This is a genomic window from Nocardia sp. NPDC055029, from assembly GCF_053608525.1.
The window spans coordinates 1-21,273 of sequence record NZ_JBSGVQ010000017.1; the positions used below are offsets into that span (position 1 = coordinate 1).

Genomic DNA, 21,273 nt, shown 5'->3' on the forward strand with positions numbered 1-21,273 from the left:
GGCCTGTCATCGCCGGGCGCGGGCGCATGCGGGAAAATGGCTCGGTGACCACCGAGAATCCCCGCCCCCGGCCGCCGGCGATGAGCCCGACCATCCTGGTGATCACGCTGTCGCGGCGGGTCGAGGCGGAGTTGAGCGCGGGGCTGGCGCCGCTGGATCTCACGGTGGCGCGGCTCGGGTTGCTCGGGCATATCAACGGGGTGCCGGGGGCGTCGTTCAGCGAGCTGGCGCGGATGTCGGGGACCAGCGTGCAGAGCGTGCATACGGCGGTGAAGTCTCTCGTCGCGGCGGGGCTGGTGCAGGATCGCACCGCGCGGGCCGGGTCCGCGTCGGCGATCGAGCTCACCGAGGCGGGGAAGCAGCTGCTCGGCGAGGCGCGAAAAGTGGTGACACAGGTGGACACTCAGCTTTTCGGGCCGGCGGCCGACCCGATTCAGCGGCGGGTCGGCGCGGCCATCGTCGCCGCGTTCACCGGCGCGTCGCCGCCCTGACCTGCGCCGTCCGCGGACGTGACACATCCAACCTTCAATGTTGTTGAAACTCGCGCTAAGCTTCAGCCACATTGAAGGTCGGAGGGAGTCGGTAGGTGGAACATCTGTTGTTGTCCGTGCATGTGGTCGCGGGCATCGTCTTCGTCGGGGGTTCGGCGGTCGCGACCAGCCTGTTCCCCCGCTATGCCCCGGTCACCGCGGACGGGCCCGATCCTGAGTCGGTGCGCAGCAGGTCCGTGGCCGTCGCCATGCACCGGATCACCGGCAACTACGCCAAACTCGCGATCATCGTCCCGGTGATCGGCATCGTGCTGGCCACGATCCAGGGCCGGATGAACGAAATCTGGATCACCACCGCCATGGTGACCACGGCTATCGCGGGCGGCCTGCTCGCCGTGCAGATCCACCCGATGCAGCGCCAAGCGCTCGACGAACCCGACGACGGCAAGCGCCTGCGCGTGCTGTCGATGCTGGCAGGCATCTACAACCTGCTCTGGACGGCCGTTGTCGTCCTCATGATCGTCCGTCCCGGATCCGCGAGCTGAAGGAGTTTCGACATGACCGACCAGGGTGTCACTTTCATCAACGTCATCGAGGTGTCCGCCGACGAGGTCGACGGTTTCGTCGCGCAGTGGCGCGAGCGGGTCGCGCTGATGCGCACCGCGCCCGGCTTCCGCGATGTCCGCCTGCACCGCGCACTGCTCCCCGATTCCCGCTTCCAGCTGGTGAACGTCGCGCACTGGGACAGCGCGGAGGCCTGCGAGGCCGCCGGGCTCAACCCGACGGTCGTCGCGTCCGTCGACCAGGCGCGCCAGGTCGCGCGCGCCAACCCCGCGCTCTACCAGGTGGTCGCCGAATTCCCCTGAGCCACGACCGTTCAGACCGGCACGTCGAACCCCGCCCCGGCCGAGGCGGGGTTCGCGGCGTCAGGCGTGTTTGGCGCCGATGGTGTGGAGTATTTCGTGGATGATCGGGTCGGTCAGGCGGTTGGTGACCGTGCGGCCCTCGCGGGTCGAGGTGACGCAGCCCTCGTAGCGCAGGACGCGCAGGGCTTGGGAGATCGCGTTCTCGGTGCGGCCGATCGCGGCGGCCAGTTCGCCGACGCTGATGCCGGGGGTGCGGTGCAGGCAGAGCAGGATTTCCAGGCGGTTCGGATCCGAGAGCAGGTCGAATCGCTGGGCCCATGCGGCGATCTCGACGTCGCCGATCGCGCGCCGGCCGAGTTCGACAGGCGACCCTTCCAGTGTGCGTGGCTCTCCCATGACGAACCTCAGCTTAATCGCCGACTGGACGACCCCGCTATTACCTGGCCAGGGTGGTACTCAGTCCGCGAGGCGGATGCGCAGGGTCTCGTAGGTGGGGATGAAGACCTTGCGGCGGTAGCGGCGCTCGACGATCTCCCACGGCCTGCCCGCCGCGGTGAGCGCCGCGAGCAACGCGGTGAGCTCGGAGTGGACGAGCTGCGCGCCCAGGCACAGATGACGGCCCCCGCCGAACCAGAGCTGCCGGGTCTCGGGCACGTAGTCGCGGTGCACGCTGAACTCGCCGACCGCGTTGTTGATCGTCCAGGTGAGGATCTTGACGTGCTCGCCGGCGCGTAGCTCGCGCCCGGCGATGGTCACGTCGGCGGTGACCGAGCGTCCGACCAGATAGGCCGGACTGGTCACCCGCAGCGTCTCGCGGATCGCGTCGGGCAGCCGCTCGGGCGCGGCGAGCAGCGCCCGGTGCTGACCGGTGTCGTGCATGATCGCGACCATCCTGGTCATCGCGCTGGCCAGGGTGTCGGTGCCGGCCACGGCCATGAGAATCGCCAGCCCCGCCGCGTGCTCGACATCCAGACCCAGCTCCCGGCAGCGCCCGAGGGTGGTGTCGGGATCCGCGCGTGCGTAGGCGCTAGGGACATTGACAGCCAATTGCCCCGCCAGTTCCTTCGCGCGGGCCACCGCGACCGGGTCGAGGGTGGTCGAGGCCATGGTGCCGAAGCCGAGGTTGACCAGCTCCTCGACATGGTGGAACAGCCGCAGGAACAGCGCGTCCAGGTCGTCGGTGTGGTCGCCGCCGATGGCCGCGGCGATGTCCTCGGGGCGCATGCCGACCAGGTCGGACACGCTGCGCCCGACCAGGATCTGGGCGCGGGCGGCGATGTCGACGGTCTCGCCCGCGGCGAGCCGATCTCGCAGATCCCGCAGGTCGGGGCCGATGACACGCTCGACGAGGGCATCGGTGTGGGTGAGTGTGAACAGATCACGCACCGTGGTCCGCAGCTCGGTGTGGCCTGGTCCTTCGAACAGGTCCTCGACCCAGTCGCCGATGACCTGCGCCCACCAGTGTCCGGCGGCGCCCTCGGCGACGATGCTGAAATGCGTACTGTCGTTGTAGATCTGGCGCGCGACCAGCGGATCGGCAACGAACCAGCCGAGTTTGGGGACCTTGCGAATCGGCCGCGCGATCCTGCCCAACAGCAGAACGCCAGGCAACCAGGGCTGACCTGCGGCTAGTAGGGTGAGTTCATGGCGTCGGGCAGCACTCCACACCCCGGCACAATCTAGTTGACCGTGACCGAATAGTGAAGGTCTGTGACTAGGATCGGCGAGATGCGCTGATGGCGGACTGTGCATCGCGCGATATTCGGAAGTGAACACATGGTGAGATCGACAATCGAAGCCGTCGGCGCGTATCTGCCGGCCCGCGAGGTGACCACAGCGGAGTTGATGAGCCGATTGGCCGTCGACGCGCCGTTGGACCTGGAGAAGGTCAGCGGGGTCGTGGCGCGGCGCGTCCGCGGCGTCGACCCGGATGGCACGGCGGAGGACTCGTTCACCATCGCCCTCGCCGCCGCCCGTAGCGCGCTGGCGAATTCCCGGTACGACGCCGCCGACCTGGACGTCGTCATCTCCTGCTCGATCACCCGCACCCGCGGCGAGAACTTCTGCTTCGCGCCGTCATTCGCGCTGCTGCTGCGCAACACGCTCGGAGCGACGCGGGCCATCCACTTCGACGTGTCCAACGCGTGCGCCGGGATGATGACCGGAGTTCTGTTGCTGGACAGAATGATTCGATCCGGCGCGGTCCGGCGGGGCATGGTGGTCTCCGGCGAGTGCATCACGCCGATCTCCGACACCGCGGTGCGTGAGATCTCGGAGAAATACGATCCGCAGTTCGCCTCGCTCACCGTCGGTGACGCGGGCGCTGCCGTGATCCTCGACGGCACCGACGGACCCGGCATCGACTACGTCGAGCTCAACACCAGTGCGGCGTTCGCGAAGCTGTGCCTCGGCATGCCGAGCGATCAGGGTCCCGGTGTCGCGCTCTACACCGACAACCGCGCGATGCACAACGAGTCGCGGTACCTGCTGTGGACCTCGCGTCAGCGCGAATTCCTCACCGCCCGAGGCTCGGGCTTCGCCGACGAGGGCTACGACTACCTGATCCATCACCAGTTCAGCGGTCCCGCGGTGGAATTGATCGACAAGATCGCCGAGCGCGAGTTCGACTCGGTGATGCCGCCGAAGCTGGCGGTGCTCGACCGCTATGGAAACACCGCGTCGACTTCGCATTTCGTGGTGCTGCACGACGCATTGCGGCAGGGTCTGCTCGCGCCGGGGTCCAAGGTGCTGCTCGTGCCTGCCGCCTCCGGGGTGGTCGCCGGGTTCCTGTCGGTGACAATCGGCGATCTGCGGGTATAGGACAGTATGGGAATCATCATTTCTTCGGCCGTGACACAGACCGGCGGAGTCAGTTCGGTGGGCCAGGCGGCCGCCGCCGCGCGTGCCGCGCTGACCGGCGCGGGCTGCACACCGGAACAGATCGACGCGCTGATCAATGTCGGGGTGTACCGCGACGCGAACCTCGTCGAGCCCGCCGTGGCAGCGCTCATCCAGCAGGCGGCGGGCATCGGCCTGGAGTACCGGCCCGGTGACGTACCGTGTCTGTCGTTCGACCTGATGAACGGGGCATGCGGCGTGGTCAATGCCGTCGGTGTCGCCGCGTCGCTGCTGGCCGACCTGCCCGCCGGGCACGTGGTCATCGTCTCCGGCGACGCGCACCCGTCGATGCGGGCCGACGCCGACTTCCCGTTCGAACCCGTCGGCGCGGCACTGGTGCTCGAGAATTCCACCGCCGCTGTCGGTTTCGGCGGCGTGCACGTGAGCGCCGGTGACGCGCCGCCCGACCCGCAGGGGTATGTGAACCTGTCGACGATGGGCTCCACCGGCCGGTCGGCGTTGACGGTGGAACTCGGTACCGACACCACCGAACTCGTCGAGCACGCGGTCGCCGCGGCGCGCGAAGCGCTGGCCGCCGACGATATCGACGCGGCCCAGGTCGTGCTCGTGTGCGGCAAACCGACACCCGGCTTCGCCGCCGCGCTGGCCGCCGAGCTCGGTGTCGGCGCCGTGGTGACCGACGACCTGGCCGGTGACGCGCACACCTCCGCGCTGACGGCCGCCTATGTGGCGGCCCGCGATGCCGGGCTGGCGCAGCGGCCGCTGCTGTTCGTCGCGGCCGACGGCGGACCCACCGCAGCGGCGGTCACCTACCGCGGGCCGGGGGTGCGGTGATGACAACACACGCCGCTTCGAGAGCGGACGGAAACACGGAGAGGTGGACGGTGGCGGCACCGCAACACGGTCAGGCACGGCATCGCGCGGCTACGGCGAGCGCCCCCAGCAGAGGGACCGTACTCGCGCTGCGGACGATCCCTGTGCTGGGCTGGGCATTCGTGATACTCGGGATGGTGCGCCCGTTTCGTTCGCGCCTGCTGAAGATCGCGTTCTGGATCGACCTGGCGCTCAGCGTCGGCGCGCACCTGGCGCAGATTCCCGCCGCGCGCCGCGTGGCCGCCGAGCGGGGAATCGGGCCGCGGCGGGCCGCCGCGATGACGATGCTGTTCGGTGCGACGTGGTGGAAGACGCTGGGCGAGACCGAGCGGTGAGCCCGGCGTGGACAGCGGCGCGGCGACCGAATCGGTGTGCCCAGCTGTCCGCGCCGCGTCGACGCCTTATGGTGACGCGATGACTGTGCTGGTGACGGGGGCGAGCGGCTTCGTCGGCGGGGAGATCGTGCGCGGGCTGCTCGCGCGCGGTGTGCCGGTCAGGGCGATGGTGCGCGATCCCGCGTCCGCGCCTGCCGGCGCCGAGGTGGCGGTGGCCGATCTCGCGGACGCCGCCGCCCTGGCCCGTGCCGTGTCCGGGGTGCGGGCCGTGGTGCACGCCGCGGCGCTGCTCGGGGAATTCGGGCGGCCCGCGGAGTTCTTCGCGGTCAATGTGGCCGGGACCGATCGGCTGATGCAGGAGGCCGCGGCGGCGGGCGTGACGCGGTTCGTCTTCATCGGCAGTCCGAGTGCGCTGATGGCGCCCGAGGGCGGTGACCAGCTCGGCATCGACGAGACGGTGCCCTACCCCGCCCGGTTCCTGAACAGCTATTGCGAGACCAAGGCGGTGGCCGAGCAGCTGGTGCTCGCGGCCGATACGCCGGAATTCACGACGTGCTCGCTGCGGCCGCGCGCGGTGTGGGGGCCCGGTGACCGCCGCGGGCCGATCGTGCAGCTCCTGGCGAAGTTGCGGGCGGGCCGGTTGCCCGACCTGTCCGGCGGCCGGGATGTGCTGGCGTCGCTGTGCTACATCGACCATCTCGTGCAGGCGGTGGAACTGGCGCTCGAGGCCGAGAAGGTCGGTGGGCGAGCCTATTTCGTCGCCGATGCCGAACCGGTGTCGGTGTGGCCGACGATGGCCGCGGTGGCGCAGCGGTTCGGGTTGACCCCGCCGAGTATCGCCGTGCCCCCGCCGGTGCTGAGTGGTGCGCTGGCGGCGATCGAAACGGTGTGGCGGATTCCGGCGGTCGCGCAGCGCTGGACGCCCCCGCTGTCGCGGTACGCGGTCGCGCTCGTCACGCGGTCGGCGACCTACGACATCTCGCGGGCCGAACGGGAACTCGGCTACCGGCCGACGGTGTCGTTCGCCGACGGTCTCGAGCGCTTCCACGAGTGGGTCGCCGGGATCGGCGGTCTCGACCGGCTGGTGGCCGACCTGTGAACAGCGGTGCGCTCTGGGTGGTGATTCCCGCGTTCGACGAGGAGCGCGGGATCGGTGCGACCTTGACAGCGATTGCTGCGCAACGGGATACCGACTTCTCCGTGGTCGTGGTCGACAACAACTCCAGTGACGGCACCGTCGAGATCGTGCGGGCGTTCGCCGCGGCGCATCCGGTCCCGGCGATCGAGGTGATCACCGAGCCGCAGAAGGGCACCGGCGCCGCCGCGGACACCGGGATGCGGTACGCGATCGCGCAGGGGGCGACCTTGCTTGCCCGCACCGACGCCGACTGCCTGCCCGCGCCCGACTGGACCCAGCGGATCAAGGCGGGGTTCGATTCCGGGCTGCGGCTGGTCAGCGGGCAGCTGATTCCGCGGACCGACGAAGGAGTTTCGTGGCGTGATCGCACCATCATCCGGGTCGCGCTGGAGGTGGCGTCGGCCTTCGGGAAGGTGCGCTCGGGCAATCGCGATCCGAAATATCTCGGCCCCTACGTGATGACGCCCGGGTGCAATATGGCGATCACCGCCGAGTTGTACCTTGCCGCAGGCGGATTCCCGCGTACCGCGATCGAGGATCTGCACGAGGACCGCGCGCTGGTCAACGCGGTGCGCACGATCACCACCGAGTACGGGTTGCGCCGTGATGTCCGGGTGTACGGGTCCAACCGGCGGGTGCGCGCATGGGGCATCCGCAAGACGCTGGCCTGGTACGCCGACCACCGGTACCGGCCCGAGGTGGTCGATATTCGATGACGACCGACTTTCTCGAACGCCTCGCCATGCAGGCCGACCGTATTCCCGACGCGTCAGCGCTCGGCACGGTCGGCACGCGCGCGCTCACCTATCGCGAGCTCGTCGATACCGTCGGCAGGGTCGCCTACAACCTCGGGGCTGCCGGGTTCCTACCCGGTGATCGGATGCTGTTCTCGATCCGGCCGAGCGTGTCCTCGGTGACGCTGATCTTCGGGGTGATCGCGGCGGGCGGGACCATCGTCTTCGTCGACCCCGGCGTCGGACCCGAACTGTTCGCCCGGCGGGTGACACTGGTCGAGCCAACCTGGGCGGCGACCGAATCACTGCTGTACGCGGTGAGCGGCCCCTTGGCCGGTTTCGGGCGCAGGCGTGGGCTGAGCCTCCCCCGGTTCGGCGCACTCGACGTGCGGCACATCCACAGCGGTCCCTGGCTGCCGGGGACGCCGTCCGATTCGATTCCGTTGCCCCGCTTCACCGGTGCCGCGGCGGGCACGGCGGACGTGCCCGCCGATCCCGAGGCGGCCGCGCTGATCGTGTTCACCTCTGGCACCACCGACGAGCCGAAAGCCGTTGTGCACACCCGTGCTTCGCTCGGTGCGGGGCTGGCCGCGATGAGCGGGCGGACCAGTCTCGCGCCCGGCGCCTTCCTACACACCGAACAGCTCATGATGGGGTTGCCCGCGCTCATGGCGGGTGCGCGCTGGGCGATGCCGCCGTATCCGCGGTTCGGCACCCACATCGACCCCGTCCGGTTCACCCAGGCCCTGCACAGCGCCACCCACGCGTTCTACACGCCCGCCGACCTCGCCGTCGCGCTCGACGCGCTCGAGTCCGGCGAGATCTCCCCGCCGCCGTACCTGCGCCAGGCCGCGCTCGGCGGCGCTCCCGTCACCTCTTCCTTGCTGCGACGGGCCCGGAAGTCGTTGCCCAGCACCGAGTTTCTCGCGATCTACGGGATGACGGAGATCCTGCCTGTCGCCGTCACCAACGATGTCGCCAAGCTCGCGCACTCCGGCGATCTGCTCGGCGCTCCCGTACCAGGAGTGGTGGCCCGGATCGCCGACGACGGCGAACTCGTGCTGGCCGGACCGAATCTGTGCCGCGGCTACCTCGGCGCCGACCCGCTCCCGGAGGTCCGTACCGGCGATCTGGCGCGCTGGGACGGTGGCCAGCTCGTGCTCACCGGACGCAAGAAGGACATGATGATCCGCGGGAAGACCAACATCTACCCGGGGCTCTACGAGCCGGTGATCACGGCGATCGACGGCGTCCGCGAGGCGATCATGATCGGCATCCCCGACGAGATCGGCGACGAACGCATCGTCCTCGCCGTCGTCACCGACCCGGACGCCGGTGACGTCGCCACCCTGCTGCGCACACGGTTGCCGCAGATCATCGACACCACCGCGGTTCCCGACGACATCGTGATCGTCGACCGGATCCCGGTCAGCGGCCGCACGAACAAACCCGACCGAGCTGCGCTCCGGGAGATGCTGCGCGAACAGCTCACCTAGGGCAGCTTTCGAAGTCCGCCGACCGGTCCCGATTGCGACCGATCGGCGGGATCGTGACCGTTCAGCGCGGTGGTCGACGGGATTCGTTGGTGGTGGCTCGGCTCGTGGTGAGCGGGGCGAGGGTGTGGTCGGCCAGGGATTCGATGGTGGGGCGCGGGAGCATGGTGTCGACGTAGCAGAAGGTGATCGACAGGGTGGTGTCGAAGGTGGCTACGGCGACGGTGAGGGCGCTGGCGCAGGAGTTGGTGCCCGCGACGGTGAGGGCTGTGATCGGCAGGGGGCCGGGGGTTTCGGGTGGGGTGAGGCGGCCGAGGTTGCTGAGGGTGACGTTCCACGGGGCTCGGCGGTCTACGAGTTCGACGGCGCGCCTGCCTGTTTCGAGGGAACGGGGGCAGCCGTAGCGGATGGCGGCCAGGCCGGTCAGGTCGGCGTGGTGAACGAGACGTCGGTCCAATTGGGTTTTCGCCGCGCGGGCCGCGTCCCACAGTGAGCGGTTCGGACCGAAGGGGACGAAGGTCGGGAGTACGGCGGTGAACATGCCGGGTTCGTCATCGGCCGGTGGTGGTCGCAGCCGGGACCGCAGGTCGACCGGAATGCCGATCCCCGCCACGCCGGATCGGCCAGGGCGGTTCAGCTCGCCCAGTGCCTGGGCGAGGGCGGCGGCGAGCGCGGCATTGACGGTGACGCCGGCTCGGTGGCAGCGGGCGCGGAGGTCGGCGAGCTGGTCGCCTTCGATGGTGCGGTGCACGGTGCGGGTGCGGCGCACGGGCAGCGGGGGTAGGTCGCCGGGGAGGCCGACGGGGCGCCGGACAGTCGCGGTGAGCTGACCCGCGAGATTCGTGCGCAGGCACCGGAGCAGACGGGTGTGTACCGGCGGGATCAGGTCGTCGGCGGCCGGGATCGGTGGCCGGGTGGCGGCGGGGCCGGGTGCGCCGAAGGCGACGGCAAGGATGCGTGACGCGAGCGAGGCCATCGAACGGCCGTCGATCAGCACGTGCGAGAAGACCAGGATCAGGTCGTGTAGTTCGTCGGAAGTGCCTGGGCGCCAAGCCAGATCGACGAGACGACCCGGTGCCGTCGACAGGTCGACCGGTGCGGTGAGCTGGTCGTCGAAGACGGTGCGCCATTCCTCGGGATCGGCGACGATGCGGTGCAGGACCGGCAGGTGCGGGTCGTCCGAGGGGACGAAGCGAGGACCGTCGACGACGATCACGCGCAGCAGCGGGTATTCGGCGACGACGGCGTCCGCCGCCTCCTCCAGGCGATACGCGCCGATCGGGCCACGCACCCGCAACCGGACCACGCAGTTGGCCGGTGAAAGTTGATCGACCAGCCAGAACCAGCGTTCCGACGGCGACAGCGGGCGATCGATCTCGCCGGCGCGCACCATTTCCCTCCCCTTCCTCCGCACCTCGTCCAGATCCGCGGCGCTTTCCTACACACTTACTACGTGCGTATTATCGACATATGGGTTTCGAGTGGCCTGATTGGGCGATCGCTCACCTGATCGGCATCGAACCCAGCGAGGTTCGGCAGGTCCTCGCAGCGTCACGACGGTGGCCACGCCCGGCCTTCGACGGCCAGGTGACCGTTCTGACGGTGTGGGGGCGCACCACGGCCGGACGCCCGTTGATCGTGGTCACACGGCAGCGCGACGACTGGACGTGGGTGATCATCGGCGCACGAGCGATGCGCGCCGAGGAACTGGCGCAATTCGAGCAGTGGGAAAGTGGGAACCGGTCATGAGCGATCAGGACTATCCATCGAGCAAAGAAGAACTCGCCGACTACATGGACCGGCTGAGTTTCTCCGATGCGCCCGCCGAAGCTCCGCCCCGCCTGCCCGCCAACGAGGACATCATGGTGACCACCTCCATCCGGTTGCCGCTCGGCCTGCATTCCCGGTTGAAGGATCTCGCCGACGAACGGCGCGTCGGTGTATCGACCCTGCTCAGGGAGTGGGCCGAAGCCGCGGTCGCCGAGATCGACGACGAGGATCAGATGATCTCGCTCGCCGAGGCGAAGCGGGCGCTGTCCCGGGTCCACCCCATTCATCGGGCCAGCTGAGCGCCAACGTCGCGGGATCGTTCTCGGGCGAGAACCGGGGGGTGTAAACATGCCTCATGATGTTCTGGCGGCGCCGATCGAAAGGCGAGCTGCATACCGTCCCCCGCTGGCCCACCGACCCGGATGCCAGGAAGGCCCTGGCGCACTATCTCGACCGGCTGCCGACCGATCCGGCCGTGCCGCGGACCACCGAAATGCTGTTCAACGGTTGGGGACTCGACCTCGGCGGCAGTGATCTGTCCGGGCTCGATCTCGGCGGGGCCGAACTCGGCGAGGCGCGGCTGACCGGGGTCCGGCTGGTCGATACCGATCTCTACGGCGCCTGGATGTTGTCGACGGATCTGTCGGGGGCCGATCTCACCGGTGCCGATCTCGGCAAGGCCCAAGCCCGCGACTGCACGCTGCGCGAAGCCCGGCTGCACGGTGCGCGGCTGATGAAAGCCGACTTCGCGACCTCCGACTTCCATCGCGCCGACCTCACCGGCGCCGACCTGCGGCGAGCGACGTTCGGCGACACCGATTTCCGCGGCGCGAGCCTGCGCGAAGCGCGGATGGACAATGCCAGTTTCCGCGGCGCCCGATTGGCCGGCTGCGAGGTAGCGGGCGCGGTCGGCGCGATCGACGGTCCCGTCGATGTCGGCGAGCGCAGTCCGCAGTGGCTCGACGGTGCCGCCTTGGCGTCATGGTTCGCCTCGTCGGGCGCACCGGGCGTGACGGTTCGTTCGTTGCACTGAGAAATCGAAGCCACGCCCGAGCGCGGGTGACGTAGGCGTGAGAATCGTTGCGCAGGTAGGTAATCCGCGCGCATTCTGGCGCCGTGCAGAAGGTCTTCGCGGTGATGCTCGCCCTGGTTGTCGGATTCGGCGTCGTCGGCTGCAAGCACGACGCCGCCGGCGAGGACACGGCCGAAGTGGTGGAAGAAATCGTGTGCGAAATGGTGGTGCCGATCGTCGACGCCGTCCTGGTGAAATTGAAAGCCGGGGTGACGGTGACGGCGGCACTGATCGCCGGGGCCACCGGGCTCGTGCTGAGCAAAGCCTGCTCCTATCTGCTCGACCGCATCGGCCAGGCCCCGGACGAGGAGCACGAGGTCACCCTCGACAACGGCAAGGGTTCACAGACCACCAAGATCACCGGCAACACCTTCACCAGCGTCACGCAGGACTGGTGCGACAGGACCGGCGGCTGCACCGGCTACGACCGCTGCCCCACCTCCTACGTCTGCCTGTTCACCGGCAGCGAGGGCACCGGCAAGATGTCACTGTTCAAGATCGGCTCCCCCGACCTGGGCAACCAGCACATCGACGCCGCGACGATCTCGGTCTACAACCGCACCGGCAAAACAGCCACCCTCTTCGCCGCCCGCAACAACAAGGGCGACACCCACACCATCGAGAAATCGGACAGGGGCGACCTCCCCGAAGCCTGGCAGGCCACCGCCCGCTCGATCACCGTCGGCCCCCTCCCGACCACCACATCGAGCACCACCACCGGCCCGAGCACCCCACCGCCGTCCACCTCGCGCACCCCGAATTCGTCGACACCGTCGACCTCCAAGACACCAACCGCCGTCCCGACATCCTGAAATTTGGTCAGCGGCCGCGCCGTATCGCCACGATGGGAGATTCGGCAGAATGCCGATACGCCGGTCACAGCATTCAGGCCGAACCCACCTGCACCATCCGGACCGTGCAGGCGACTCCTGGCGCGTTCGCCAAGCGTGAGTCCGTGGTGAGCAGTTCGCAACCGTAGGCTTCGGCTGCTGCGACATAGGCGGCGTCGTAGGCGGTCAGGTTGTCACGGAGGTCCCAGATTCTGGGGACGAGTACGCGGGTGACGGGAACCTCGGGATCCAGGCTGCCGAGGGCGGTGACGGCGCGTTCGGCCTGGACGGGGGTGATCGTGCCGGCGCGGGTGAACCGGCGGATCACCGACAGAACCTCGACGGTCCAGTGTTGCGGGGCGATCCAGCGATTGTCGGCTTCCAGGGCTGCCCGGCAGGCATCACCGAGCGGACCAGGATTCAGGAGAGCGTGAACGAAGACCGACGCATCGACCACGATCACTCGCGGATCTCCGACTCGTCCAGCGCCGAATCCCGTTCGGCACGTTCGGCATCCAGCGCCACGACGACGTCCCGCGCGGTGAACGCGACGTCCACCGCGGCGGGGCTGAACTGTTTGAGCACGGCGATATTGTCCTGGCGCCGAGCTTCATCGCGGACCAGGTCGAAGAGAAATGCCTGCAGCGACTGCCCACGCTGGCGCGCCAGCGCCACCAGCTGATCACGGAGCGGCTCCGGTACGTCGCGAATCTGCAGGGCAACCATGCATGCAATTGTACATGCAGACGCTGGTGGAGAACATGCCCAGCCGCGCCGCAGGAGAACTCGTCGCCACGACGCGACAAAGGCTCCCACGGATAACCATGGGAGCCTTTGTCATTCAGTTACCACACGCTCAGCGCCGGCGCTTGCCCTTGGAGTCGGCGCGGGCGGCTTCGCGGCGTTCGCGGCGGGTGCCGGACTGGTGGCCGCCGTATTCCTGGGCGTCGGAGTGGGATTCGGCGCGGCCGTCTTCGGCGGGGCCCGAGTAGTTCAGGCCGCGGGGGGACGCGTCGGAGATGCCCTTGGCGCGCAGGGCGGGTGGGGCCTGGGTTTCGGCGGGGGCGTCCTGGGGGCGCGGGGCGCCGACCGGGGAACGCAGGCCCTGGCCGACCGAGACGCCCTCGGGCTGGGGCTGCTGGACCTCTACCTGGAGGTTGAACAGGAAGCCGACCGACTCCTCCTTCAGGCCCTCCAGCATCGCGGCGAACATGTCGAAGCCCTCGCGCTGGTACTCGACCAGCGGGTCGCGCTGGGCCATCGCGCGCAGGCCGATGCCCTCCTTGAGGTAGTCCATCTCGTAGAGGTGCTCGCGCCACTTGCGGTCCAGGACCGAGAGCAGGACCTGGCGCTCCAGGTTGCGCATCGCGCCTTCGCCCGCCAGGCCGTCGATCTCCTGCTCGCGCTTCTCGTACGCGGTGTGCGCGTCGTCGAGCAGCGCTTCGCGGAGTTCGTCGCGGGTGAGTTCGCCCGCCTCACCGGTGGCGGTCTCGCCCGCGAGTTCCTTGTGGTCCAGGCTCACCGGGTACAGCGTCTTGAGCGCGGTCCACAGCTTGTCCAGATCCCAGTCCTCGACATAACCCTCGGCGGTGGCGCCGTCGACGTAGGCGGTGGTCACGTCGGTGATCATGTTCTGGACCTGACCCTCCATGTCCTCACCACGCAGGATCCGGTTGCGCTCGCCGTAGATGACGGTGCGCTGCTGGTTCATCACCTCGTCGTACTTCAAGACGTTCTTGCGGATCTCGAAGTTCTGCTGCTCGACCTGGGTCTGGGCGGACTTGATGGCCTTGGACACCATCTTCGCCTCGATCGGCACGTCGTCGGGCAGGTTCAGGCGGGTCATGATCGCCTCGAGCGCGGCGCCGTTGAAGCGGCGCATCAGCTCGTCACCCAGCGACAGGTAGAAGCGGGACTCGCCCGGGTCGCCCTGGCGGCCGGAACGACCACGCAGCTGGTTGTCGATACGACGCGACTCGTGGCGCTCGGTGCCGAGCACGTAGAGGCCACCGGCGTCGCGCACGGCGTCGGCGTCCGCGGCGGTCTGCTCCTTGACCTGCTCGAGCGCCGAGTGCCAGGCGGCCTCGTACTCGTCGGGGGTGTTCACCGGGTCGAGGCCCTGCTTGCGCAGCAGGACGTCGGCGATGATGTCGGCGTTGCCGCCGAGCACGATGTCGGTACCACGACCGGCCATGTTGGTGGCGACGGTGACCGCGCCGGGCCGACCGGCCTCGGCGATGATCTGGGCTTCCTGCTCGTGGAACTTCGCGTTCAGCACCGAGTGCGCCACACCGCGCTTGGTGAACTGCTTGGACAGGTACTCCGAGCGCTCGACGCTGGTGGTACCGATCAGGACCGGCTGGCCCTTCTCGTGCCGCTCCACCACATCGTCGACGACGGCGCTGAACTTGGCCTCTTCCGACTTGTAGATCAGGTCGGCCTGGTCCTTGCGGACCATCGGCTTGTTCGTCGGGATCGGGACGACGCCGAGGCTGTAGATCGAGTGCAGCTCGGCGGCCTCGGTCTCGGCGGTACCGGTCATGCCGGACAGCTTGTCGTAGAGGCGGAAGTAGTTCTGCAGGGTGATCGTGGCCAGAGTCTGGTTCTCCGGCTGGATCTCGACCTTCTCCTTGGCCTCGATCGCCTGGTGCATGCCCTCGTTGTAGCGGCGGCCGACCAGGATGCGGCCGGTGAACTCGTCGACGATGATCACTTCGCCGTCGCGGACGATGTAGTCCTTGTCGCGGGTGTAGAGCTCCTTGGCCTTGATGGCGTTGTTCAGGTAGCTCACCAGCGGGGAGTTGGCGGCCTCGTAGAGGTTGTCGATACCGAGCTGGTCCTCGACGAACTCCACGCCGGCCTCGTGCACGCCGATGGTGCGCTTCTTGATGTCCACCTCGTAGTGGACGTCCTTCTTCAGCAGCGGCGCGATGCGCGCGAACTCGGCGTACCACTTGGACGAGGCGTCGGCCGGGCCCGAGATGATCAGCGGGGTACGTGCCTCGTCGATGAGGATGGAGTCGACCTCGTCGACCACGGCGAAGTTGTGGCCGCGCTGCACGAGATCGTCCAGCGAGTGGGTCATGTTGTCGCGCAGGTAGTCGAAGCCGAACTCGTTGTTCGTGCCGTAGGTGACGTCGGCGTGGTAGGCGACGCGGCGCTCGGCCGGGGTCATACCGCCGAGGATCACGCCGACCTCGAGGCCGAGGAAGCGGTGCACGCGGCCCATCCACTCGGCGTCGCGCTTGGCGAGGTAGTCGTTGACGGTGACGACGTGGACGCCCTCGCCGGAGATCGCGTTCAGATACGCGGGGAGCACACAGGTCAGGGTCTTGCCCTCACCGGTCTTCATCTCCGAGATGTTGCCGAGGTGCAGCGAGGCGCCACCCATGATCTGGACCTTGTAGTGCTTCTGGTTCAGCACTCGCCAGGACGCCTCGCGGGCCACCGCGAACGCCTCGAGCAGCAGGTCGTCGAGGGTCTCACCGTCGGCGTGGCGCTGCTTGAACTCGGCGGTCTTGGCGCGCAGCTCGTCGTCGGTCAGCTGCTCGATCTCCTCGCCGTACGCGATGACCTCGTCGGCGAGGTTCGAGAGCCGCTTGACCGTGCGACCTTCACCAATCCGTAGCAACCTCGTCAGTGTCAGCGCAGGCACGGGTCTCGTCAGTCCTCTGGTCGGGGTGTGTTCGGCTGGTTGGCCACAGTGTTGATGGCCATGGTAGTCCGCAGACCACCGTACCCGGCGGCGCGGACCCATGCCCGGCGTACCGGAGACAGACATCGGCCCTGGTCACGGCGCCCGACGGGCCTCGTTGCCCGGCACCGCGATTCACCTGCCGTGACGTAGGATGTAGCGCGTGCCTGGTCGGGGTCAGCTGGCACCGGAAGGAGTATCAGAGCGCGTGATCACGAGATTGACGCCGCAGGATGCGTCGTTCTACCGGCTCGAATCGAGCAGCAACCCGATCCACATCGGCTCTCTCGCGATCCTCCAGAACTCCGAGCCCGATGCATCCGGCCAGGTCCTGGACTACGACAAGCTCATCGACCTGGTCGAAACCCGGCTGCCGCTGGTCCCCCGCTACCGCCGCAAGGTCCGCGAGATCCCACTCACCCTCGGCAGGCCGGTGTGGGTGGACGACAGCCGCTTCGACATCAGCTATCACATCCGCCGCTCGGCGCTGCCAGGTCCGGGCAGCGACGAACAGCTCTACGACCTGGTCGCCCGGCTCGCGTCCCGCCCGCTGGATCAGGGCAGGCCGCTGTGGGAGATGTATCTGATCGAGGGGCTCGCCGACGGCCGCAGCGCGGTGTTCACCAAATCGCATTCGGCGCTCGTCGACGGTGACACCGCGCTCGAGATCGGACACGTGATCCTCGACAACAGCCCCCTGCCACGGGAGCTGGCCGACGTCGTGTGGCGCGCGCCGCGCGAACCCACCGACGTGGAACTGCTGGCCGGCGCGCTGTCGCACCTCGCCGCGCAGCCACGCGAGGCCTACGAGGTCGCCCGCGACGCGGGCTCCAACGCGTTCGGGCTGGTCAGGGGCACCAGGATGGCGGTGAAGGCGGCGGCAAACGCGGTGCGCGCCGCGACCTCGGGCGTCGCGGACAGCCCGCTCAACGCCCGCACCTCGCGCAGCCGCCGCTTCGATGTCGTGCGCACCGACCTCGACGACTACCGCACCATCCGGCGCCACTTCGACTGCTCGATCAACGACACGGTGCTCGCCGTGGTCACCGGCGCGCTGCGCAACTGGCTGCTCTCGCGCAACGAGGCGCTGGTCGAGTCGACGAATCTGCGGGCCGTCGTACCGATGTCGGTGTACGTCGACGGCGGCGACCAGCTGGCGCCTGCCAGCGAGGTGTCCTCGTTCCTCATCGACCTGCCGGTGGGCGAACCGAATCCGGTGATGCGCCTGTCGCACATCGCGCACGCCACCGAAGCCGCAGGTCGGCAGCGTCGGGGGGTGCGGGCGCGCACGCTGGTGCACCTGGCCGGGTTCGCGCCTGCCAGCCTGCACGCGATGAGTGTGCGGGCGGCGAGTACCTTCGCCGACAACACGTTCAACCTGGTGATCACCAACGCGCCGGGACCACAGACCGCGATGTACATCGGCGGGGCGCGCATGCTGGAGATGTATCCGGTATCGCCGCTGCTGCGCAATCAGACGTTGAGTTTCGGGCTCACCTCGTACGACGGTCAGGTCTTCTACGGACTCAACGCCGACCGCGACGCCATGGCCGACATCGACGTTCTCGCGGCGTCGGTGCACGAATCGATGGAGGAGTTGCTCGGTGCCTGTCTCTGAGAACGGCAAGTTGCGCGTCTACATCCCGGCGACGATCCCGATGCTGCGCCAGCTCGTCGACGAGCGGGAGGTGTTCCCGCTCGGCGCCACCGCGTTCGCCGTGACGCCCGCCCTGCGCGAGGCCTACGCCGCCGGTGACGACGAGGAACTGGCCGAGGTGGCGATGCAGGAGGCGGCCAGGGCCTCGCTGCGGCTGCTGGCCGCCGAACGCGACGGGCTCGACGACGCCGAGGGCGAAGCGGCCACCCCGGGCAGCCCGGTGTACCGGCGCGCGGTGATCGCCGCCGACGTCACCGGCGCGAAGCTGCGGCCCGACCTCGACGACGCGGTGGTGAAGCTGGCCGGGCCGATCACCTACGACCAGGTCGCGTCCGTGCATGTCGACCTGGCCGACGCGGAGCCGCAGGTCGCCAAGGCCGTCGACGTCATCGACGCCGCCGATCTCGGCGACACCGACGCGGAATTCGTCCTGGGTGACGCCGAAGATCACCAGCTCGCCTGGTACGCCACCCAGGAGCTGCCCTTCCTGCTCGATCTGCTTTAGCAGTGCCGTGGGAGGCACGCCACGATTCGACGATGTCTCGCGAGCACATGGGTAACTCGTCGGGTACGAGCTAACACGCCCACCCTGATACCGCCGGCCGCATCCGATCTGCCGACGCTCCTGAGTCTGGCCTGAAGTCGCGGGGAGGCGGACAGCCACGAAACCTACGATGCCGTAACCTGGCAGCGAGCGAGCTACCCCACGGCGGCTCCGAGCACACAGGGAGACAACGGCAAGCATGGTCATGAACAAGTTCCGGGAATGGCTCGAAGCACCGGCCGCGCAGGTCGGCGACCGCGGCGGCAAGCTCAACGTGCTGCGTGGCGCGGTGGCCCGGGTGACCACTCCCCTGCTGCCCGACGACTACCTGCACTTGGCCAACCCGCTGTGGTCGGCGCGGGAGCTGCGGGGGCGGATCGTCGAGGTGCAGAAGGAGACCGCCGACTCGGCGACGCTGGTGATCAAGCCGGGCTGGGGCTTCGACTTCAAGTACCAGCCAGGCCAGTACATCGGCATCGGCATCCTGATCGACGGCCGCTGGAACTGGCGTTCGTACTCGCTGACCTGCCCGCCGGACTGGACCGGCGAGGGCGGCAAGCGGCTCATCTCCATCGCGGTGAAGGCGATGCCGGAGGGCAAGCTGTCCAGCCACCTTGTCAACGGGGTGGCCGCGGGCACCATCGTGCGCCTGCAAGCGCCGCAGGGCGGGTTCGTGATGCCGGAGCCGCCGCCGGCGAAGGTGCTCTTCCTCACCGCGGGCAGCGGCATCACCCCCGTGATGTCGATGCTGCGGACGATGGACCGGCGCAACGGCGTCAGCGACGTGGTGCACGTGCACTCGGCGCCCACCGACGCCGACGTCATGTTCGGCGCCGAACTGCGCGCGCTGCACGCCAAGCACCCGAGCTTCGTCTCGCACCTGCAGCTGACCGATGAGCAGGGCCTGTTCTCCCTGGCGAGCCTCGACGAGCTCTACCCCGACTGGCGCGAGCGCGAGACCTGGGCGTGCGGCCCCGCGCCGATGCTCGACGCGATCGAACAGCATTGGAAGACAGCGGGAATCCCCGGCAAGCTGCACATCGAACGCTTCGAGGTCGAACGTTCCGCGATCGGCGAGGGCGGCACCGTGACCTTCGGCACCACCGGCCGCACCCTCACCGTCGACGGCGCGACCAGCCTGCTCGAAGCGGGCGAGTCCGTCGGCGTGCAGCTGCCCTTCGGCTGCCGCATGGGTATCTGCCAGACCTGCGTGGTCACCCTGTCCGCCGGACACGCCCGCGACCTGCGCAACGGCGACGAACGCCAGCCGGGCGACAAGGTACAGACCTGCATCTCGGCCGCGGCGGGCGACTGCACGCTCGACATCTGAGCATCCCCTCCGCTGAGGACAGCAGGTACCCTCGGAGTCATGCGCCGGCCATATCAATGGCCGGCAGCGGCTGGTCTAGGCCTACCTCGCGCCGACCGGCGCAGCAGGGCCGAGAACACAGCGGCGTAGCCGCGGCGTTCTCGGCCCGCCTCCATTCTGAACCGACCAGCCGCCAACCGACAGAGAGGACCCCGGTGGCCATCACCGATATCCAGGCCTTCGCCCATCTCACGGCCGCCGACATCGAGACACTGGGGAAAGAGCTCGATTCGATCCGCCGTTCGGTGGAGACCTCCCGCGGCGCGCGCGACGCGAAGTACATCCGGCGCACCATCGCCGCACAGCGGGCACTCGAGGTGGCGGGCCGCGCGGTGCTGTTCGGCAGCCGTAACCGCTGGGCGTGGCTCGGCGGCACCGCGCTGCTGTCGGTGGCCAAGATCATCGAGAACATGGAGCTCGGGCACAACGTCAGCCACGGGCAGTGGGACTGGATGAACGATCCGGAGATCCACTCCACCAGCTGGGAGTGGGACATGACCGGGACCTCGGCGCAGTGGCGCCGGGCGCACAACTACTCCCATCACACCTACACCAACGTCCTCGGCAAGGACGAGGACCTGGGCTTCGGCATCCTGCGGATGACCCGCGACGAGGTCTGGCACCCGAAGCACCTGGTACAGCCCGCGGCGAATCTGCTGCTGGCCGCCACCTTCGAGTGGGGCATCGCGCTCCACGACCTCGGCATCGAGAAGGAGCTCGCCGGAGTTCCGCAGAAGCAGCTGCTGTCCGAGCCCAACAAGGAGTTCGCCCGTAAGGCGGGCCGTCAGGTGGTCAAGGACTTCGTGCTGTACCCGGCGCTGACCGGGCCCGCGTGGAAGTCGACACTGAAGGCCAACGCGACCGCGAACCTGGTCCGCAACCTGTGGGCGTACGCGGTGATCTTCTGCGGGCACTTCCCCGACGGCGCGGAGAAGTTCACGATCTCCCAGCTCGACGGCGAGACCCAGGGCGAGTGGTACCTGCGCCAGATGCTGGGCAGCGCCAATTTCAAGGCCGGTCCGGTGATGGCCTTCATGAGCGGCAATCTCTGCTACCAGATCGAGCACCACCTGTTCCCCGACCTGCCGAGCAACCGGTACCCGGAGGTCGCGGTGCGGGTGCGCGAACTGTGCGACAAGTACGACCTGCCCTACACCACCGGTTCGCTGGGCAAGCAGTACCTGCTGGCGTTCCGGACCATCCACAAGCTGGCACTGCCCGACCGGTTCCTCAAGCGGACCGCCGACGACGCGCCCGAGACGTCCTCGGAGCGCAAATTCGCCGGAATCTCGCTGCCGGACGCGCTGCGGGTCGACCCGGAGTCGGGCAAGCGCTTCGGGCTGCGCTCGGCACTGCACGACGCGAAGGTGTCGCTGGAGATCAAGGCCAGGCACGAGAAGGAAGTGCTGCGCGAGGCCAAGGCGACACTGAAGGCGCGGGCGCGGCAGGAAAAGCTGGCGTTGCGCGAGGCGAAGCGGGCGCTGGGCGAGCGTGCCCGCCGTCGCGGGTGAGATAACATCTCGGTCTCTTTTTCGCAATAGGATGCTT

At 68.6% G+C, this 21,273-nt stretch carries 23 protein-coding genes; 17 read left to right on the forward strand and 6 right to left on the reverse strand.

Annotated elements, in window-relative coordinates; all coding sequences use genetic code 11:
• The 3 genes from ACWF9G_RS16750 to ACWF9G_RS16760 form a co-directional block, all read left to right on the forward strand.
• A partial coding sequence (locus ACWF9G_RS16750) for a MarR family winged helix-turn-helix transcriptional regulator (protein ID WP_452516230.1) occupies positions 1–491 on the forward strand: 491 nt, incomplete at its 5' end.
• 95 nt (positions 492–586) lie between these two features.
• On the forward strand, positions 587–1,036 hold the full coding sequence (locus ACWF9G_RS16755) for a hypothetical protein (protein WP_379307892.1): 450 nt from the start codon (positions 587–589) through the stop codon (positions 1,034–1,036).
• A gap of 12 nt (positions 1,037–1,048) precedes the next feature.
• Complete coding sequence (locus tag ACWF9G_RS16760; RefSeq protein ID WP_452516232.1) at positions 1,049–1,357, forward strand: antibiotic biosynthesis monooxygenase family protein; 309 nt, start codon at positions 1,049–1,051, stop codon at positions 1,355–1,357.
• 60 nt (positions 1,358–1,417) lie between these two features.
• On the opposite strand, the gene ACWF9G_RS16765 is transcribed toward ACWF9G_RS16760, so the two are convergent.
• Entirely contained in the window at positions 1,418–1,753 is a 336-nt protein-coding gene (locus tag ACWF9G_RS16765; RefSeq protein ID WP_379307894.1) for an ArsR/SmtB family transcription factor, read from the reverse strand.
• Positions 1,754–1,813: 60 nt separating this feature from the next.
• A complete protein-coding gene (locus tag ACWF9G_RS16770) occupies positions 1,814–2,950 on the reverse strand; it encodes a cytochrome P450 (protein WP_452516234.1) in 1,137 nt (378 codons plus the stop codon).
• 183 nt (positions 2,951–3,133) lie between these two features.
• Here ACWF9G_RS16770 and ACWF9G_RS16775 point away from each other — a divergent pair, with 183 nt between their 5' ends.
• From ACWF9G_RS16775 to ACWF9G_RS16800, 6 genes are all read left to right on the forward strand, one after another.
• A complete protein-coding gene (locus ACWF9G_RS16775; RefSeq protein WP_452516236.1) occupies positions 3,134–4,177 on the forward strand; it encodes a 3-oxoacyl-ACP synthase III family protein in 1,044 nt (347 codons plus the stop codon).
• 30 nt (positions 4,178–4,207) lie between these two features.
• Positions 4,208–5,050 (forward strand): hypothetical protein, encoded by an 843-nt coding sequence (locus tag ACWF9G_RS16780; protein ID WP_379307897.1) that lies wholly within the window; start codon positions 4,208–4,210, stop codon positions 5,048–5,050.
• A 143-nt stretch (positions 5,051–5,193) separates the two neighbouring features.
• The gene (locus ACWF9G_RS16785) at positions 5,194–5,424 is read left to right on the forward strand and encodes a hypothetical protein (RefSeq protein WP_452516239.1); all 231 of its coding nucleotides are present in this window, start codon (positions 5,194–5,196) and stop codon (positions 5,422–5,424) included.
• Between the two features lie 79 nt (positions 5,425–5,503).
• On the forward strand, positions 5,504–6,523 hold the full coding sequence (locus ACWF9G_RS16790) for an NAD-dependent epimerase/dehydratase family protein (protein WP_452516240.1): 1,020 nt from the start codon (positions 5,504–5,506) through the stop codon (positions 6,521–6,523).
• Positions 6,520–7,278, forward strand: coding sequence for a glycosyltransferase family A protein (locus tag ACWF9G_RS16795; RefSeq protein ID WP_452516242.1), 759 nt, complete (start codon positions 6,520–6,522; stop codon positions 7,276–7,278). The genes ACWF9G_RS16790 and ACWF9G_RS16795 overlap by 4 nt, the downstream gene beginning before the upstream one ends.
• Entirely contained in the window at positions 7,275–8,792 is a 1,518-nt protein-coding gene (locus ACWF9G_RS16800) for a class I adenylate-forming enzyme family protein (protein WP_452516243.1), read from the forward strand. The genes ACWF9G_RS16795 and ACWF9G_RS16800 overlap by 4 nt, the downstream gene beginning before the upstream one ends.
• Positions 8,793–8,853: 61 nt before the next feature.
• On the opposite strand, the gene ACWF9G_RS16805 is transcribed toward ACWF9G_RS16800, so the two are convergent.
• Positions 8,854–10,182: a phthiocerol/phthiodiolone dimycocerosyl transferase family protein gene (locus ACWF9G_RS16805; RefSeq protein ID WP_452516244.1), complete on the reverse strand. Its 1,329-nt coding sequence runs from the start codon at positions 10,180–10,182 to the stop codon at positions 8,854–8,856.
• Between the two features lie 77 nt (positions 10,183–10,259).
• Here ACWF9G_RS16805 and ACWF9G_RS16810 point away from each other — a divergent pair, with 77 nt between their 5' ends.
• The 4 genes from ACWF9G_RS16810 to ACWF9G_RS16825 all read left to right on the forward strand — a co-directional run bounded on the left by ACWF9G_RS16810 (position 10,260) and on the right by ACWF9G_RS16825 (position 12,443).
• Positions 10,260–10,538, forward strand: coding sequence for a hypothetical protein (locus ACWF9G_RS16810; protein WP_379307903.1), 279 nt, complete (start codon positions 10,260–10,262; stop codon positions 10,536–10,538).
• A complete protein-coding gene (locus ACWF9G_RS16815; protein WP_379084836.1) occupies positions 10,535–10,858 on the forward strand; it encodes a hypothetical protein in 324 nt (107 codons plus the stop codon). Before ACWF9G_RS16810 ends, ACWF9G_RS16815 begins: the two co-directional genes overlap by 4 nt.
• A gap of 56 nt (positions 10,859–10,914) precedes the next feature.
• The gene (locus tag ACWF9G_RS16820) at positions 10,915–11,592 is read left to right on the forward strand and encodes a pentapeptide repeat-containing protein (RefSeq protein ID WP_379307904.1); all 678 of its coding nucleotides are present in this window, start codon (positions 10,915–10,917) and stop codon (positions 11,590–11,592) included.
• Positions 11,593–11,675: 83 nt separating this feature from the next.
• A complete protein-coding gene (locus ACWF9G_RS16825; protein ID WP_452516247.1) occupies positions 11,676–12,443 on the forward strand; it encodes a peptidase inhibitor family I36 protein in 768 nt (255 codons plus the stop codon).
• Between the two features lie 73 nt (positions 12,444–12,516).
• On the opposite strand, the gene ACWF9G_RS16830 is transcribed toward ACWF9G_RS16825, so the two are convergent.
• From ACWF9G_RS16830 to secA, 3 genes are all read right to left on the reverse strand, one after another.
• On the reverse strand, positions 12,517–12,924 hold the full coding sequence (locus tag ACWF9G_RS16830; RefSeq protein ID WP_452516248.1) for a type II toxin-antitoxin system VapC family toxin: 408 nt from the start codon (positions 12,922–12,924) through the stop codon (positions 12,517–12,519).
• Positions 12,921–13,187 carry a hypothetical protein gene (locus ACWF9G_RS16835; protein ID WP_379311251.1) on the reverse strand — a complete coding sequence of 89 codons (267 nt, stop codon included), beginning with the start codon at positions 13,185–13,187 and terminating at the stop codon, positions 12,921–12,923. Before ACWF9G_RS16835 ends, ACWF9G_RS16830 begins: the two co-directional genes overlap by 4 nt.
• A gap of 130 nt (positions 13,188–13,317) precedes the next feature.
• Positions 13,318–16,116, reverse strand: a complete 2,799-nt coding sequence (gene secA / locus ACWF9G_RS16840) for a preprotein translocase subunit SecA (protein ID WP_452516250.1) — start codon at positions 16,114–16,116, stop codon at positions 13,318–13,320.
• A 247-nt stretch (positions 16,117–16,363) separates the two neighbouring features.
• Between secA and ACWF9G_RS16845 the strand changes: the two genes are divergently transcribed.
• From ACWF9G_RS16845 to ACWF9G_RS16860, 4 genes are all read left to right on the forward strand, one after another.
• On the forward strand, positions 16,364–17,773 hold the full coding sequence (locus ACWF9G_RS16845) for a WS/DGAT/MGAT family O-acyltransferase (RefSeq protein WP_379311249.1): 1,410 nt from the start codon (positions 16,364–16,366) through the stop codon (positions 17,771–17,773).
• 10 nt (positions 17,774–17,783) lie between these two features.
• Positions 17,784–18,317: a DUF6912 family protein gene (locus tag ACWF9G_RS16850; RefSeq protein WP_452516372.1), complete on the forward strand. Its 534-nt coding sequence runs from the start codon at positions 17,784–17,786 to the stop codon at positions 18,315–18,317.
• Positions 18,318–18,555: 238 nt separating this feature from the next.
• A complete protein-coding gene (locus tag ACWF9G_RS16855) occupies positions 18,556–19,686 on the forward strand; it encodes a ferredoxin reductase (RefSeq protein ID WP_379311248.1) in 1,131 nt (376 codons plus the stop codon).
• 194 nt (positions 19,687–19,880) lie between these two features.
• Entirely contained in the window at positions 19,881–21,236 is a 1,356-nt protein-coding gene (locus ACWF9G_RS16860; RefSeq protein ID WP_452516251.1) for a fatty acid desaturase family protein, read from the forward strand.
• Positions 21,237–21,273 lie beyond the last annotated feature (37 nt).

Bases quoted from the DNA above. Each gene is read 5' to 3' on its own strand.
- ACWF9G_RS16775 (WP_452516236.1), top strand. From the start codon at position 3,134: ATGGTGAGATCGACAATCGAAGCCGTCGGCGCGTATCTGCCGGCCCGC.
- ACWF9G_RS16810 (WP_379307903.1), top strand. From the start codon at position 10,260: ATGGGTTTCGAGTGGCCTGATTGGGCGATCGCTCACCTGATCGGCATC.
- ACWF9G_RS16820 (WP_379307904.1), top strand. From the start codon at position 10,915: ATGATGTTCTGGCGGCGCCGATCGAAAGGCGAGCTGCATACCGTCCCC.
- ACWF9G_RS16760 (WP_452516232.1), top strand. From the start codon at position 1,049: ATGACCGACCAGGGTGTCACTTTCATCAACGTCATCGAGGTGTCCGCC.
- ACWF9G_RS16765 (WP_379307894.1), bottom strand. From the start codon at position 1,753: ATGGGAGAGCCACGCACACTGGAAGGGTCGCCTGTCGAACTCGGCCGG.
- ACWF9G_RS16835 (WP_379311251.1), bottom strand. From the start codon at position 13,187: ATGGTTGCCCTGCAGATTCGCGACGTACCGGAGCCGCTCCGTGATCAG.
- ACWF9G_RS16815 (WP_379084836.1), top strand. From the start codon at position 10,535: ATGAGCGATCAGGACTATCCATCGAGCAAAGAAGAACTCGCCGACTAC.
- ACWF9G_RS16800 (WP_452516243.1), top strand. From the start codon at position 7,275: ATGACGACCGACTTTCTCGAACGCCTCGCCATGCAGGCCGACCGTATT.
- ACWF9G_RS16805 (WP_452516244.1), bottom strand. From the start codon at position 10,182: ATGGTGCGCGCCGGCGAGATCGATCGCCCGCTGTCGCCGTCGGAACGC.
- ACWF9G_RS16855 (WP_379311248.1), top strand. From the start codon at position 18,556: ATGGTCATGAACAAGTTCCGGGAATGGCTCGAAGCACCGGCCGCGCAG.
- ACWF9G_RS16790 (WP_452516240.1), top strand. From the start codon at position 5,504: ATGACTGTGCTGGTGACGGGGGCGAGCGGCTTCGTCGGCGGGGAGATC.